Annotated in this window: 11 protein-coding genes; 1 reads left to right on the forward strand and 10 read right to left on the reverse strand. The window is 34.9% G+C overall.

The features are described from left to right. Window positions 1-173: 173 nt before the first annotated feature. Entirely contained in the window at window positions 174-2,531 is a 2,358-nt protein-coding gene (locus ACFFU9_RS09855) for a GumC family protein (RefSeq protein WP_379861264.1), read from the reverse strand. 2 nt (window positions 2,532-2,533) lie between these two features. Continuing rightward, on the reverse strand, window positions 2,534-3,298 hold the full coding sequence (locus tag ACFFU9_RS09860) for a polysaccharide biosynthesis/export family protein (RefSeq protein WP_379861266.1): 765 nt from the start codon (window positions 3,296-3,298) through the stop codon (window positions 2,534-2,536). Between the two features lie 363 nt (window positions 3,299-3,661). Here ACFFU9_RS09860 and ACFFU9_RS09865 point away from each other — a divergent pair, with 363 nt between their 5' ends. Continuing rightward, a complete protein-coding gene (locus tag ACFFU9_RS09865; RefSeq protein WP_379861267.1) occupies window positions 3,662-4,897 on the forward strand; it encodes an OmpA family protein in 1,236 nt (411 codons plus the stop codon). 518 nt (window positions 4,898-5,415) lie between these two features. Here the strand turns inward: ACFFU9_RS09865 and ACFFU9_RS09870 are convergent. From ACFFU9_RS09870 to ACFFU9_RS09905, 8 genes are all read right to left on the reverse strand, one after another. Then, the gene (locus ACFFU9_RS09870) at window positions 5,416-5,721 is read right to left on the reverse strand and encodes a GIY-YIG nuclease family protein (protein ID WP_379861268.1); all 306 of its coding nucleotides are present in this window, start codon (window positions 5,719-5,721) and stop codon (window positions 5,416-5,418) included. 1,051 nt (window positions 5,722-6,772) lie between these two features. Beyond that, window positions 6,773-7,861: a non-hydrolyzing UDP-N-acetylglucosamine 2-epimerase gene (wecB, locus tag ACFFU9_RS09875; RefSeq protein WP_379861269.1), complete on the reverse strand. Its 1,089-nt coding sequence runs from the start codon at window positions 7,859-7,861 to the stop codon at window positions 6,773-6,775. A gap of 659 nt (window positions 7,862-8,520) precedes the next feature. After that, the gene (locus tag ACFFU9_RS09880) at window positions 8,521-9,729 is read right to left on the reverse strand and encodes a glycosyltransferase family 4 protein (RefSeq protein WP_379861270.1); all 1,209 of its coding nucleotides are present in this window, start codon (window positions 9,727-9,729) and stop codon (window positions 8,521-8,523) included. Next, a complete protein-coding gene (locus ACFFU9_RS09885; RefSeq protein ID WP_379861271.1) occupies window positions 9,726-11,300 on the reverse strand; it encodes a heparinase II/III domain-containing protein in 1,575 nt (524 codons plus the stop codon). Before ACFFU9_RS09885 ends, ACFFU9_RS09880 begins: the two co-directional genes overlap by 4 nt. Further along, window positions 11,290-12,387 carry a glycosyltransferase family 4 protein gene (locus tag ACFFU9_RS09890; protein ID WP_379861272.1) on the reverse strand — a complete coding sequence of 366 codons (1,098 nt, stop codon included), beginning with the start codon at window positions 12,385-12,387 and terminating at the stop codon, window positions 11,290-11,292. The genes ACFFU9_RS09885 and ACFFU9_RS09890 overlap by 11 nt, the downstream gene beginning before the upstream one ends. A 5-nt stretch (window positions 12,388-12,392) precedes the next feature. Further along, window positions 12,393-13,475, reverse strand: a complete 1,083-nt coding sequence (locus tag ACFFU9_RS09895; protein WP_379861273.1) for a glycosyltransferase — start codon at window positions 13,473-13,475, stop codon at window positions 12,393-12,395. Further along, window positions 13,472-14,830, reverse strand: coding sequence for a hypothetical protein (locus ACFFU9_RS09900; RefSeq protein WP_379861274.1), 1,359 nt, complete (start codon window positions 14,828-14,830; stop codon window positions 13,472-13,474). Before ACFFU9_RS09900 ends, ACFFU9_RS09895 begins: the two co-directional genes overlap by 4 nt. Window positions 14,831-15,109: 279 nt before the next feature. Beyond that, the gene (locus ACFFU9_RS09905) at window positions 15,110-16,423 is read right to left on the reverse strand and encodes a phenylacetate--CoA ligase family protein (RefSeq protein ID WP_379861275.1); all 1,314 of its coding nucleotides are present in this window, start codon (window positions 16,421-16,423) and stop codon (window positions 15,110-15,112) included. Between the last annotated feature and the right edge of the window lie 2 nt (window positions 16,424-16,425).

Genomic DNA, 16,425 nt, shown 5'->3' on the forward strand with positions numbered 1-16,425 from the left:
AAACCCCGTTTTTTGAGTGTTCGGCTCGTTATCGGGGTTTTGTTTTATCTAAAATACAACTTATTTGATTGATATGCAAGTGATTATTTACTTCTGAAAGTGCCGATTTAAAAAAAATAGGCTGCAATTACTTGCAACCCATTTTTATAAATAAACACTTAAAAATAGTTTAACTAAGATTTTAAAAATCGCTTATACCAAGGTTTTTTTACTGTGGTGTCCTCGTTATAGCCATAACCATAATTATAATTATAACTATAATGCTTGCTTTGGCCAGCATTATTTATAACGAAAACAATGTTGCGTAATTTTTTTTCGTCATGAAAATTCTTTGGTATTTCCAGTAAGTTCTTATCGGTATAATTCGCTTTAGCGACATATACCGTGGCGTCTGCGTGTTTGGAAATTAAAAGCGTATCTGTTACTAAAACTGTGGGTGCGGTATCAACAACAATAACATCATACTCAGATTCTAATTCCTTTAAAAGGGTTCCAAATCGGCCGTTACTTAATAAACTGGCAGGATTTGGAGGAATTGAACCGCCTAGCATAAGGTGTAAGTTACCTTGAACCGATTCATTTTTTATAATACAATCTTTTGCTGTAATACTAGGGTTAAACAAGTAGGATGTTAAACCTTTTTTGTCTTTTTCTAATTGAAAATACGTGTGAACTTGGGGGTTGCGGATATCTGCTCCTATAAGCAATACGCGTTTATTTAAACTAGAATAGGCTAGAGAAAGGTTTATAGCTGTAAAAGTTTTGCCTTCGCCTTTAATACTAGAGGTAACATATACGACCCTAGCTTTTTGTGTTTCGGTAGGGGGAAGGGTGTAGTTTATGTTGGTCATAAGCATACGAAAGGCTTCCGCAACCGTTGTTCTGGCGTCGGGATTTATAAAGAGTTCTCCGCCTTCAATAAAAGGGATTTCTGCCACTACGGGTATAGGTCTAATAATGGCTTCCACCTCTTGTCTGTTATGGATTTTGGTGTCGAGCATAAAAATCACATATAAGATTCCAAAAGGAATCAATAGACCTAGAATGATAGCGCCCAATAAAATAATTTTAGACTTAGGAGCCACCGGAATCGACGAGGTTAGGGCGTAATCTACTACTTTTATCGATGGGGCCGTTACGGCTAAGCTAATCGCCGCTTCTTCACGTTTTTGCAGTAAGATAAGATATAGGTTTTCTTTAATGCTTTGTTGACGTTCAATAGCGCGCAGTAATTGCTCTTTCTCTGGTAAGCTGGAAAATTGTGCGCCCACACGGCCTTTTTCACGTTGTAACTGCTGCAGTCCCATCTTTAATTGTTGGGCATATACGGTTACTGTCTGTTCTATATTCGCTTTGGCACTTGCAATTTGCACGTTTAATACCTTAACCGTTGGATTATTGGCTCCTGCACTGGAAAGTAGCTTTTCGCGTTCTAATAAGGTTTGATTGTATTCGGAAACCAAATCGTTGATAGCAGAGCTCTCCAAGCCTATATTGGCAGGTAGCAAATTATAGGGTGCATCATTCGTTAAGGTCTTTTTTAATAAATTTGAGAGTTCGATTTGGGTCTCTATACGAAATAGTTCTGCTTCAGAATCTGATTTTTTCTGTAAACTTATGCCTGCATCAGCTTCTATGTAGGAGAGGTTGTTATCTTGTTTAAAGCTCTTTTTGTTGCCTTCGATAGAATCGAGTTCTTCTGATAAGTAAATAAAACGCTCGTCGATAAAGTTTAAGGTACGTTTAGATACTAATTGACGGTCTTGAATCCCGTCGTTATTAAACTTATCGATAATTTCGTTAATAATAGCTTCCGATCGGGCTACACTTGCGCCTTTAAGGGAAATGGCTAAAATTTCGCTATTTTTATTAGTAGACTGTACTTCAATGTTTTTAGCCAAATCCATCACCGTTTGCTTAAAGGGCTTGATGTTTACCTTATACTTTTTAGTGTTGTCGTTGTTTTGGCTGGGATTGGTAATAACATAAAAAGGCAAGCCCGTAGTAGGCGTTGCCGTTACTTTACTTTGATTAAAGGTGTGGCCTTCGGCGTCGGTAATGTAAAACTGCGAGGCATCCCAACGTATGGCGTAGGTTTGGGCTTCGCTAAGCGTGTCTGCCGTTGCAGTATGGATTATTTTAAAAGGCGCTTCCCAAACAGGGGTTGTTTTAATATTGCCCTCCACTAGGTAGTCTACTTGTAAATCCAATGTTTCTACAACCTGACTAAGTAAGCGGTAAGATTTTAGAACTTCTATTTCGTTATCTAAATTTATTTTAGGTTTACCACTCAGCATGGACAAGGCATCTGCTCCAATGTTCAATTCTTTAGAGTCGTCGATGATTTTAATTTTAGCTTCGGTACTGTAAACCGTTGGCGTGTATTTCAAATACAGAAAAGCCATTAATACGGTTACCGTTACGGCCGCAATAAACCAAGGCCAAAACCGAAAATACTTTAATAAGATTTCTTTTATGTTTACATCCTCCTCATTAGGATCAAAAGATGTATTATGGTGTGCGTCTTGCATGTTTATTTCGAAATTAAAACAATAGAGGTTAAAATAACAGAGATTACTGAAATTAAGGTACCGGTATTTCCAACAAAGCCAGAACTCTTGACTTTAGGGCCATTCGGGTTTACCACAATAAAATCATTGGGCTGTATGTAATAATAGGGGCTATCAAACCAATCGCTTTTTGTTAGGTCGATGCGATGGGTATAGCGTTTTCCATCGGTTTCTCTAATAATAAGAATGTCTTGTCGCTTTCCGTTTATGGTTAAATCTCCCGCATAACCCAAAGCTTGGGGCAAACTAATTTGTTGCTCAGTAAAATTATAGGTGCCAGGCCGCTGTACTTCTCCTAAAATGGTGACTTTAGCATTTAATAAGCGCACGCTTACTTTAGGCAAGATAAGGTGTCCTCCATCCTCAAGTTGGCTTTGTAGGGTTTCCTCTAGCTCTGCTGTGGTTTGTTTTCCAACCTGTAAGCGCCCGAGTACGGGAAAGGTTATTGTGCCATCAGCATCTACTAAATAGCCTTGAAGCTTTAATAATTCAATACTGGAAGTAGAATTGGTCGTTACAATCTGGACATTATATGGAAGTGCAGTTTCAGGCACTAATGCAGATACTTTAATATCTAAAACATCATTGGGTTGGATTCTAGGGGCGTGATACTGAACGTCTGTTTGTTTAAGGGCGTCTGCATCTTGAAAATACAAGACGTCTTTTTTATTGGCACACGACTGTAAGAGTACAAGTACTAGTGTTATATATATAATGGATTTTTTCATAATAGGTTATACATCAATAAAAGGATTAGGGTTTTATTTTGTTAAGCCTGCAAATTTAAGTTTTATGTAGGTATACAGCAACTTAACTTTCCATTTATTATAAAAAAAAGAATTTTCAAGGGACTGGTTAGTGTTTTTTCTCTCATAAAGCCTAAAGTTTTCATAAATATACCTGTCTGTATTTGGTTTTTAAGCGTTTTTGTTGTCTAGTAAGTATCTTGCTATGAGTGTATTGTGTATTATTTTGTGTTATAGAGCTAATTATTTGTGTAATAAGGCGCATAGTTGTTTTTTTTTATTTAAATTAAGAGCTTTATCTTTGTGGCATTATAAAAGTTGTTTAACTACATAATATAAAGAAAGATGAAAAAGATTACATTAGCAGCACTAAGTCTATTATTTACAACAGCACTTATTGCTCAAGAAAATTACAACCGTTGGTCTGTAGAAGCAGGTGCCAACATGACAAAGCCTTTTAAAGGCTACTCCAATGGGGCTTATGACGTTGCCATGGACGAATCTATAGGGGGAGAGTTTACAGCCCGTTATATGATAAACAGTAAGTTTGGTTTTCAGTTAGGCGGTTTTTATAGTGAGCTTAAACCTACTAATAGTTCATTGCCTTTCCAAACAGAATATTATGGTGCTCAAATTGAAGCCGTTGCGAACTTAGGAACACTTTTAGGTTTTAGAGAATGGACCCAACGTTTTAACGTTTTGGCTCATGCCGGTGGAGGTGTAAGTATTGTTAACCCCGTAAGTGGCTCTGTAAATGCATCGCCAAGTCCGTTATATGGTAATGGAAAAGCAGATTATACGCCAACTTTGGTGGTTGGTATTACCCCACAATTGCGCTTAAGCGACCGTGTAGCTTTATTTGCAGACGCCAGCTTCCAAGGAAACTGGAAACAAGATTACGCCTGGGATACCAATTCTAAAATTGGAAGCCGTTTTATTGAATCAGGTTTAGTTACTGTTTCTGCTGGTATTCAAGTGTATTTAGGTAAAAGTAAAAAACATGCCGACTGGGTAGATACCAATGTATACCTTCAAGATTTAGTAACTTTAGATAACCGTATCAAAGTAGTAGAAGCACAACAAAACGATTTTAATGACGATCTTGAGGTTACAAAAAGGACTTTAGCCGAAAACCAAGGTAAAGCGTTTGTAGACAACAACAATAATGGTGTTGACGATGCTACCGAGCAGTATATCGATGCACGCTTAGCAGACAATGAAAATGCAGCTGCAACAGCTAGAGGCTTGTTAAATAATGGTTACGTAAATGTGTACTTTAAATTTAACAGTGCAGAACCACAAACCTATTCATTAGGAGCGGTTAACTATTTAGTTAAGTATATGAGAGAAAATCCGTCGGCTAAAGCAGATTTAGTAGGCTATAGTGATGCGATTGGAAACGAGAGCTACAACAAGACATTATCAGAGCGTAGAGCTAAAAAAGTATATGATATTATTGTTGCTGCTGGTATCGCTTCAGACCGTCTATCTTATGAAGGTGGTGGTGTAGATAGTTCAGTAGAAAAGAGTTCAAAAGACGCCCGTCAATTGGTACGTCGTGTAACTTTCAAATTGAAATAATAAAATAATACCTCCATATTCTTTTTTAGAATACGTTGGGTATCATATAAACGGTCTTCTTTTAAAAAGGAGGCCGTTTTTTATTTAATATTTATACTGATTTTATAGCCTCTTTATTGTCATTCAAAAAAAGAATGATAAAGCACAAATAGAATGCGTTTGTCATTCCGACGTTAGGAGGAATCTCATGTTTATTTTGTTATTATTAAGATGCTTCGCTTTGCTCTGAATGGCACCTTGCTTTGCATGACATCGTGTTCTTCATTATAAAAAGAAATGCTTTTGTCATTCCGACGTTAGGAGGAATCTCATGTTTGTTTTGTTATTATTAAGATGCTTCGCTTTGCTCTGAATGACACCTTGCTTTGGATGACATCGTGTTCTTCATTATAAAAAGAAATGAGTTTGTCATTCAGAAGGAGGTACGACTGAAGAATCTAAGCTTGATTTAATGAGTTTTGTTATTATCGAGATTCTTCGCTTTGCTCTGAATGACATCGTTGTTCTGCATGACACCGTTATACTTCTTCATTTAAAAAACGCCATGATGGATTAAAGTCAGAAATCAATGTCTCTTTTTTGAGCCTACTCCATCCTTTTATTTGTTTTTCTCTTAAGATAGCATCATCGATGTTAAAAAAATGCTCATGATAAATGAGGTAAAAGCACCTGTATTTTGCGGTAAACGCTTTCGAAAAGGGAAGAGGATTGGCGTGGTAATAAAGCCTTTCCTTAAGATTATTGGTAACGCCAGTGTAAATAACAGATTTGGTTTTATTCGTTATAATATAAACGTAATAATTATGAGTGCCAATTGTTTTCATATTATAAAACTAGTAAAAAACTTACAATATAAACATTTTTTATTAGCGGAATATTACGAAGTGTTGTTGAAAGTTGAGATGCTTCAACTCCGATTATCATCGGAATGTTCTGCATGGCATCGTGCTTTGGATGACATCGTGTATTGATTGATATCGTTACTTTTATAAAATGCTTTTGTCATTCCGACGCTAGGAGGAATCTTATGTTTGTTCTGTTATTATTGAGATGCTTCGCTTTGCTCTGAATGACATCGTGCTTTGGATGACATCGTGTATTGATTGATATCGTTACTCTTATAGAATGCTTTTGTCATTCCGACGTTAGGAGGAATCTCATGTTTGTTTTGCTATTATTGAGATTCTTCGCTTTGCTCTGAATGACATCGTGCTCTGAATGACATCGTTGCTCTGCATGACACCTTGGTCTTAATGATAAACTGTTAAAGCACAAATAGAATGCTTCTGTCATTCAGAAGGAGGTACGACTGAAGAATCTAAGCTTGATTTAATGAGTTTTGTTATTATCGAGATTCTTCGCTTTGCTCTGAATGACATCGTGCTTTGGATGACATCGTGTATTGATTGATATCGTTACTCTTATAGAATGCTTTTGTCATTCCGACGCTAGGAGGAATCTAAGGTTTGTTTTTGTTATTATTGAGATGCTTCGCTTTGCTCTGAATGACATCGTGTACTGAATGACATCGTGTACTGAATGATATCGTTACTCTTATAGAATGCTTTTGTCATTCCGACGTTAGGAGGAATCTCATGTTTGTTTTGTTATTATTGAGATGCTTCGCTTTGCTCTGAATGACACCGTTGCTCTGAATGACATCGTTACTCTGAATGACATCGTTACTCTGAATGACATCGTTGTTCTGCATGGCATCGTGCTTTGAATGACACCGTTACTCTACACGACATTACGTTTAGCATGATAACGATGCGCTTTATTATATAAAAAATCGACCATTCATAACTATAAAAAAAGCGTCATGAAATTTCCCTAAATTTCATGACGCTTCCAGTATAACATTAAGCGTGTTATTTACCCATAAATGTTGAGTAAACGCTCCACAATACGTTCTGATGTTTTTCCGTCCCACATCGGTATCTGGCCGCCTTTTTTCCATTGGCCAGACAGTAAAATGTCTAGATATTTGCGGATGCTATCAGGATTGGTTCCTACCAATTCATTGGTGCCAAGCGTAATGGTTTCAGGACGTTCGGTGTTTTTACGTAAGGTTAAGCACGGAATTCCCATAACCGTGGTTTCTTCGGTAATGCCACCAGAGTCGGTTACTACCGCTTTAGCATGTTTAACTAAGTAATTAAATTCAAGATAGGAGAGGGGTTCTACATAGTGCAATCTAGCATCCGAAATTCCTAAATCCTGTAATACTTTGGCTGTTCTGGGGTGTACAGGAAATAAAACTGGATAATCGCCAGAACCTTCCATAATGGCTTGCATCATGGCTTTTAATTGTTCCGCTTCATCCACATTAGAGGGACGGTGCAGGGTTAAAACCAAGTATTTCCCAGACTCTAAATTAAAGTCAAATGTAGGAGCGATAAATTTATCTATATTAGAGAGCAACGTATCAATCATGGTGTTGCCCACAAAGTGGATGCGGTTATCAGCAACCCCTGCTTGTCGTAAATTGGTGTTAGCCAATTCAGATGTTGTAAAGAAATGATCGGAAATGGCATCGGTTAACATACGGTTAATTTCTTCGGGCATCGATAAATCGCCCGAACGGATTCCCGCTTCCACATGTACCACTTGGATGTTTAATTTTTTTGCTGTAATACTGCAGGCCATTGTAGAGGTTACGTCGCCTACTACTAATACCACATCACAGGGATGTGCGATTAATTCCTGTTCAAAACGCACCATAATATTGGCTGTTTGTTCGGCTTGGGTACCGCCACCAGCTTCTAAATTCGCATGGGGTTCAGGAATGCCCAATTGCTCAAAGAAAGACCCCGACATTTTTTTGTCGTAATGCTGCCCCGTGTGGACCAAACGGAAATCGATAGCTTTTCCATCCGTTTTAGCAGCGTTAATGGCTTTTATAATAGGAGCTATTTTTACAAAATTGGGACGTGCCCCAGCGATGATTGTGATTTTTAACATAATATCGTATTTAATTTGGGTTATACCTGTCATTTACATGACGTGTTATTTTATATATTCTGAAATGTATACTGATCGTTTTATAATGCTACTTGCTTTTTAATTCTTAGCAATAAAATATACTTAATACTTGTTACTCTTAACGCTAGTTATAATGTTTTTATTTTTGTCCATCAGAAGGAGGGGGTATCATGAAGCCTCTATTGATATTTGGGTCTTGTCATTCGGACCTTAGGAGGAATCTCATGTTTGTCCTGTTATTATCGAGATTCTTCGCTTTGTTCTGAATGACATCGTGCTTTGAATGACACCTTGCTTTGGATGACATCGTGTATTGATTGATATCGTTACTCTTATAGAATGCTTTTGTCATTCCGACGTTAGGAGGAATCTCATGTTTGTTCTGTTATTATTAAGATTCTTCGCTTTGCTCTGGATAACATCGTTGCTCTGAATGACATCGTGTTCTTATGAGTTTGTCATTCCGACGCTAGGAGGAATCTAAGGTTTGTTTTTGTTATTATCGAGATTCTTCGCTTTGCTCTGAATGACACCGTGCTCTGAATGACACTTTGCTCTGAATGACACCGTGCTCTGAATGACACCGTTACTCTGAATGACAACTCGCTTTCAATGACATCTTGCTCTAAATACCAACGCTATACCTTTCTTAAACAAGCTAACATTTTAGAAGCGATATTTTTACGATTAAAATCGATTAAAAGCGCTTTAGTGCCTTCTAGCTTTTCTTGATATACCTCTGGTCTAATGATTTTTAAAACGGCTTTTTGAAAATCTTCGGCATTCTCGGGTTCGTAGCATAAACCTGCATCATATTTTTCTATAATGCCTTTTGTTTCGCCTTCCAAGCCTAATAAAATCGGTTTTTCCATGGCGGCAGCTTCAAATATTTTAGACGGTATCACGGTTTTAAACGTATCACTTTTCTTTAAGTTTACCAAAGCCACATCCATTAAGCTTAAGTATTCTACAACTTCTTTTTTAGAAACCGAATCTACAAATACGGCATTTTGTAATTGCAAGTTTTTAGCCTGTTGCAAAAGATTTTTCTTTTCGGCACCATCCCCTATAAATAGAAAGCGAAGATCGGGATGAGAGGTTTCAAAGCTTTTAATAGCGTTTAACACAAAGTTTAAACCATGTGCCATGCCATGCGTACCAATATAAGCGAATACGAATTTACCTTGTAACCCGAGTCGATGTTCTAGAATGTGATGTCGCTTTTGAGGTACAAAAAGATCTAAATTCGCCCCATTTTTAAAAACCGATATTTTTAAAGGGTCGATACCTCTAGCAGTAATTTTTTCTTTAAAGGTATCTGTAACCACAACAATATGGTCGGCAGATAGATATAGTTTTTTTTCTAACCACTCAAAAACCCTTATGGCTCTATTGCGTTTCATCGCACCTACCGCAATAATCGATTCTGGCCACAAGTCGCGTACCTCAAACACCCATTTTGTTCTTTTAAAAAAGGACAGCATACGTCCAGAAACCGCCGTAAAAAATTGAGGTGAAGTGGCTACAATTAAATCGGTTTTGATAAACAAGCCGGCAAAAAATGCCATAACCGCAAAACTTATATAATCGAGTATGCGTTTTACAAAACCTTCATTGGCCGTAATATAACTCCATACACGAATTACCTTAATACCATCCATCGTTTCTGTCTGGTACAGTTTATTTTTGTAACCCTCATAAACTTTGCCTTTAGGGAAATTGGGTGCGCAGGTAATCACGGTTACGTTTACACCTTCTTTAACCCATTCTTTACAATGTTCATAGGTTCTGTTAGCAGGGGCATTTACTTCTGGTGGGAAGTTATCGGTAAGGAATAATAATTTCATAAAGGGCTTATTGTAAAGGTGTTTTGATGCTTAAATGTATATTTAATTTTTTGTGCGGAAACTAAGTTATTAAAGCCTTGGCTATATAAATAGTCTTGAGTGTCTAATACTGTTTCTTTTGGAAAGCGTATTTCAATGCTGTTGTTTAAAATAATAACCGTGTCTTTTATCTCATATGTTACTTCAGGATGCAAGTGCAAATGGCCTTGAACGACATCTTCTTTTTTGCCTCCCGTAAGGGTGTCGGATACCTGAATTGTCTGGTCTAAAACGCGTACTTCTCTTTTATGTGCAATACCCAAGCTTCTATAACCGTTATGTACGGCTAAAACCCGATCTTTAAAATCCTCTAGGATAGTTGTTTTTGCACGTTTGGCAACCCGAAAGCCACTCCATACTTGCGAGGAGTTTAAGTGGTTAACGGTAATTGTATTATGAGAGCACGTGGAACGTTCCAACTGGCGACGCTCATTTTTCTCATAAGTTGAAATGCCAGTATCTACAATGAGCGGTGTACCTTGGTTATAAACTAAAATCTGTAAGCTATCGGCGTGCGCATGGCCGGGTTGGTAGGCGGGGGCAATTTGCCCCACATCAAACAAGACTTCTAAAGGCGGGGTTTTTAATTTGCGATAACCCGATTCCTTTAAAGGTTGTGGTACGCTGCTTATCGCAAGACGTTTTGCGTAAGCATATATCGCTTCTGGGCTTGGAGTAATGTGTATGGTCGTGTCGTTAACCATGGGCAAAGCGCCGCCTTCAAACTGCATGGTTTGTAGCCAACCCAGCATGAGCGATGCTTTCTTTTTTAAAAGTGGGGCTAAGGCCTTATCTTTCCACGCCGCATTGGAAACCAAGTTGTAGCTATCTAAAACACGATGCAAGATGATGCTGTGGTACATGGGCGATAACTCATAATGCGCTCCATCGGGCAAAATTTGTTCCTCCAGCTGTTGTTTTAATAAGCGTTGGGCTTTCGCATACCACGTATCCTCTTGGAAATAATAGGCACCAAATAATAAACTAAAGGCATTTTCTAGTAAATGATTGGCTAGTAAATGGTATTCTAAAGTCTTGCTTAAACGGTTATAATCATCAAATAGCTGCTGATTAATGCGTGAATCGTTAATGGTATGCAGACTTAAAAATTTCACCCAATTAATCCCTCGTAACGAAATAGGGTAGGGTTCATACCCATCGCAATGGCTGTCTTTTTGGTCGCAAAAATTATTAATAAGCTGTAAACCCCTCTCTTTTGATATGCTTTCTTGATGCAGATAATCAAAATAGTTTAGGTTATAGGTCCATAATTTGCCATAGGTATTAAAATTCCAATCTATCTTATCGAACTGTTTTTCTAGATTTAGAAAATTAAATGTATGGGGTTCGGTAAAACTGTCCTGATACAGCAGGCCTTCTTTTAGTGTTAAAAAATTAGAGACACGGGCAGCTGTCTCTAATTTTGGTTTTAAAAAACGACCAAACAGCCTGTAGTATAATTGGTAGTATAACTGGATGAGTTTTACATGAACTAGGGTGTGATAATATGTGTTAAGTTTCTTAAGGTTCATTATTTTGAATTTTATCTAATTCACTAAATGCCATATCAATATTGTTATTTTTATATTTTTCTTTGAAAGCTCTCTTAGCATTATCAGCAACTTCATGATAATTGTTATATGAAAACTGAATATTATGAGAAAGATGATCTATATTGTCATAATAGAGTATGTTCTCTTTACCTACTGCTACAACAGCAGGAATTCGATATGCAAGAATAGGGATTTTCGAAAATATAAAATCAAGTAAAGAGTTAGGGTAACCTTCCACTCTTGAAGTAAAAAGTGCTAAATGGTATTTGTTTAAAATTTCTTGCATATTATCTTTAGCAAGCCAACCTTTATAAAAAATTAATTCATTAAGTTTTTCTCTGTTAATCAATTCTAAAAATTCATCTTTAAAAGCGCCAGTACCATATACATCTATTTTAAAATTCATTTCCTTAGGCAGTAGTTTGGCTACTTCAATTAAATCCGCTATACCCTTAGACTTTTCTATTCTAGAAACAAAAACTATGCGAAATACTTCACCAGCATTTGGTTTAAAGTAATGAAAAGTAAGTTTTTCGCTTTTTATTATGGTTTCGTTAGGTACCCAATTTTCTATTGTTTTTAATTTTTCAGCAGGAACACCTTTGGAAATAAAGAAATCTTTCCAATACTCACTTTGGCATATAACTTCTGAGGAGAAGCGTAAAGCATTTTTAATAAAGTATTTGTAAAAGGGATTTTCAAAATCATGGATTAAGTGTCCTGAGCGAGCGAATAATAATATCTTTTTTCTAAGGATTTTAGATAGAATAATAGAAGGTAATTTATCCAAATAAGAGTTTCCACCACTTAAAAATATAAATATAGTTTTTGCATTTTGAGATTTTAGTATTTTATATATGAAATAAAAGTTCCTACTTATAATGGTTGGTAATCGCTTGGAAACCTTAGTGACTGCGATATCTTTTAAGGTTGTGTCCAATTCAATAGCTTCAATACCTTCACTTACCATTTTATCTCTGAGACTCGTACTCGCGAAATAAACACCTCCATAATGACCGTTTTTTGGAAGTAAAAAAGAACCGATAAATAAAATTTGTTTTGACATAGCTGCTATTTCAATAAGGTAAGGTAAGCATTCACAATTTTATCCTTATCAAAAAGGGTTTTGGCTTTCTCTAGATTATTAAGTCCCATAATATTTCTTTCCTTTTCCGTTGTTTCTATGGCCTTTTCAAATGCGTTTTTAATGGATAGAGTGTTTGTAGAATCGCATAGAAAGCCATTCTCATTTTCTTTTACGAATATGGGGATATCCGAAACCTTTGTTACAATTACAGGTCTTCCTATCGTCATAGCTTCGGAAATTACATTTGGAAATCCTTCAAAATGACTTAAAAGTGCAATAAAGTCTGAGTTCTTGTATATATTCGCAATATCTGTAGAAGCCTCGTTTAAATGAATGACATCTTCTAGTTTGTATTCTTTTATTTTTTTAGAAACTTTGTTGTAATACGCTTTGCCTCCTTTAGTCTCTATACTGCCATACCAGTTAATAATAAGTTTTTTTTTGTGATTTTCGGTTAATAGGTTTATTCCTTCAACTAAGCCTTCTGTGTTTTTAACATTTCTATAGCTTGCAGGTACCGTTATTACTAATTTTTGGTTTTTAGGGATTGTAAGTGCCACCTCTCCCATAGTAGTGAAATTATAAATAACTGCACATTTTTTATTTCTTAACAGTGGGTTAGCTTTTTTTACCATATCTAAGTTTGCTTGAGAATTAGCAACAACATGATCGGAAAAGACATGAAACCATCTATAAAATCTAAGCTTAAATGAGGTTAGAATTTTGGGATTGGCACTTCTTTCTCCTACTACGAGTTTCCATTTTTTAAAGGGAAAACCCGCTACTGTACTGATAAAGTTGGCGCCCTCTAAAAATGAAATAATACCATTAAAATCACCGTCTCTGATAAAACGTCTCATTTTTATTAAACGTTTAAAGTAATTTGATTCAGGAATAAGTGTTATGCTTATTTGGGATTTAATTAAGTCCTGTTCGAAAAAATTATAATCATGATAAACAAGAAACTGAACTTCATGTCCTTTTTCCTTAAAACCCTTTGCCAGCTCTACCAACTGTCGCTGCGCTCCACCTGACCCTAAACTATCTATTACGCAAAGTATTTTCATAAAAATTTAATAAAAAAATAAACAACCAAAAGTCCCGAATAAATCATTGTATAAGTGCTAATGTTTTTTCGTATTTGTTTTTTAGAAAGTTTAGAAATTACATAGACAAAAAACATATAAATAATGGGATATACTGGTATCAAACGTCGTACAAGCATGTTAGCCGAACTTAAGAAAAGGAATATAATTGCAAAAAGCACCAAAGACTTTGTGAGAAAAGATAAGGTTTTATAATACTTATAATATTTTACCGATGTAAAAAATACAAACCCCCAAAACAATGGCGCTAATCCGGAAATAAACCCGATAACCCCTTGAATAAAAGTTTCAGACTTATTAATATCATTCCATGGTGGGAAAGGGCTTATTTGTGATATGACGACACTAGCTATTTGTTTAGCACCAATGGGGAGTTTGAAAATCATTTTCCCTACGCCTCCAGATTCATCGGCACTTGTGCTAGAGAGCTCATTATACCGTTCAAGAGTATCAGTTGAGTGTAGTATGTTTGCAATAAGTGAGGTAGAATATTTAGCGACACCTGCTAGCAACACTAAGCAAATTAGTGTGATATGGAGGCCTCGATACCTGCTTTTTTTTGCATTGTTATAAGTAAAAAGCAAAGGGAAGAATGAGAAAATCATACCATTTTCAAAACGAAATTCAAAAACTATTAATTGTAATATTAAAAGAATAAAAATTTTTTTAATAGAGAATTCTAGATGGACAATATATATGGCTATTGTAAACAATAGAGCTATATGTATGTCTCTCAGTATCCATGGTGAAAAAGATAAAATATATGCAAATAGTAAAAAATATAGTGTATATTTTAATGCAGTCTTCCTGTTTATATAAAACAATAATATTTTATATAAAAATAAATTAATAAGGATAGCAAAGAAAGATACATGAATACTTTGGAATAAAACTGAATTACCGTCTAAAAAGGAATTTGCAATAAGTGCCAGACTCCCAAAATAAAAATACGATGCTTCTTGTTCGTCATGAATTCTATCTATAAAACAGTCATAAAAGATTTCATATAAATTTGACTTCTTCCCTAGTTCATCTGCGACTTCATAAAAATGGAATTGGTCTGGATGTTTAAAAAACATCATATTACCATTTATGAAATCTAAATATGATAAAATTGCAATTAAAGTATAAATTAGAAATGCAGTATTAAATAGAGAGACTAAATTTTTCTTATCTTTTACGTCATTATTAGATAGCTGGTAAGAAATAGTAGTTCCTATTATATAAAAGAATAATAAAGAAATAACAATACCACTACTTCCTGTAAATAGAGCTGTTATTGCTATCAATAAAAAATTGAGTATTTTAATCATCATTTATTATAAATTCAGTGTCAAAATCGTTTTCTAAATTCGAGTTTGTTGATTAGTTTATTTATAACCAGCGTATTGCATATTAAAAATTCAAATCTAATATTAAGCAATTACTCAATAATATCAAATCTCTAATATATTTATTTAACACAACTTTGTATTAATTATCTAAACCTTAAATTGACCAAAGATTGTTGCTTTAGAGTAGAGATAATTAATAAGCAGTACAAGAAATAGGTGCTTAATTTTCAGCATTAATACTTACTATACTGATCCAGAATATTATGATTCTAGTTCAGAATAAGCGTACATAATCTTACCTGTACTCGTTAAATTTATCTTATCTAAAAAATTGATATTTAAATTTATATCACCTAACTCCGATTTAATTCTTTGAATAACAGCATCAAGTTCCAATTGATTGAAATTGTCTGATTTCACAATATTTAGTTGTAAATTTGATATTGTTTGTTGAATTAATTGAAAGTTTTTAATTCCTTTTTTATTAAAAAATAAAGTAGTGAAAAATTGACCATCTATTTTAGTTCCATCTTTTTTATGTATAACTCCTAAAGTTCTACCTGTAACAGAGTCTAATTTTAAAGAGCCAAACTCTAATTCGTCCCCTTTAATGGCTCGATCTCCTATCTTATATCGTAATAAAGGCATATAGAAATTATTAAGTGTTGTAACTACAATTTCTCCCTCTTCTCCTTTTTTTACGGGCTTATTATTTTCATCTAAAACCTCGATAAAAACATTGTCATATAGAACAAACATGCCCTTTTTATCTTTAATCTCACTTGCAATAGCAGAAACTTCTCTTGACCCATAGAAATTATAAACATGGGCATTATTAAAAGCTTTCTTGATTTCTTTTTTCATTTCAGGATAAAGAGGGCCTGTGGTGCAGTGTATGGCTGGTATGAAATTAATTTTAATATTATGTTTATTTATAAATTTTGAAATTTCATAAACTGAATGTACATAAGCTTTAATAAATTTTGGCTTTATCTCATTAAGACGATTTATATAATCTTGTATTATTTCGTCGCTAAGTACAAAAGTATTAAGGGTGGTTTTATTATGAAGGAATGATCTTAAATTAAAGCGAGTAGTTGTTTTGTACATGTCTCTTTCTGCTCCCCATAAATCGACTGACTCATCATAAATATGAACTCCGTTTTGATTTAAGGCAAGAAGATAATTGACAATGCCATGAAGTTTCTGTTCTTTTGTTTGAAAAAATGTGACGGGCTCTCCAGTAGAACCTCCAGAGGTGTTTTTAAGAACATCCCTCAATTTAAAAAAAGCAGGGCTAACTAAATCGGAAGTTTGGTTTCTGATAATTTCTTTGGTTAAAATTGGAATTCCCATAAAATCTGAATATGAAAAATCTTTGGTACTAAATTTAAATTTTTTGTAGTAATCAATGTTTTCAAAAGCAACTTCTAGTACACAAGATAGCTTATCGATTTGATAGTTCAAATTTCTTTTATCATCTACAGCGTTCCTCTTTTTTAAATTATTAAACAATGCTATCCTTTTGCGATATCGTATATTGTTATAAGTAAAAGCAATAATTTTTTTTATCATAA

Source organism: Mariniflexile ostreae, from assembly GCF_042427585.1.
GTDB classification, from domain to species: Bacteria; Bacteroidota; Bacteroidia; order Flavobacteriales; family Flavobacteriaceae; genus Pseudalgibacter; species Pseudalgibacter ostreae.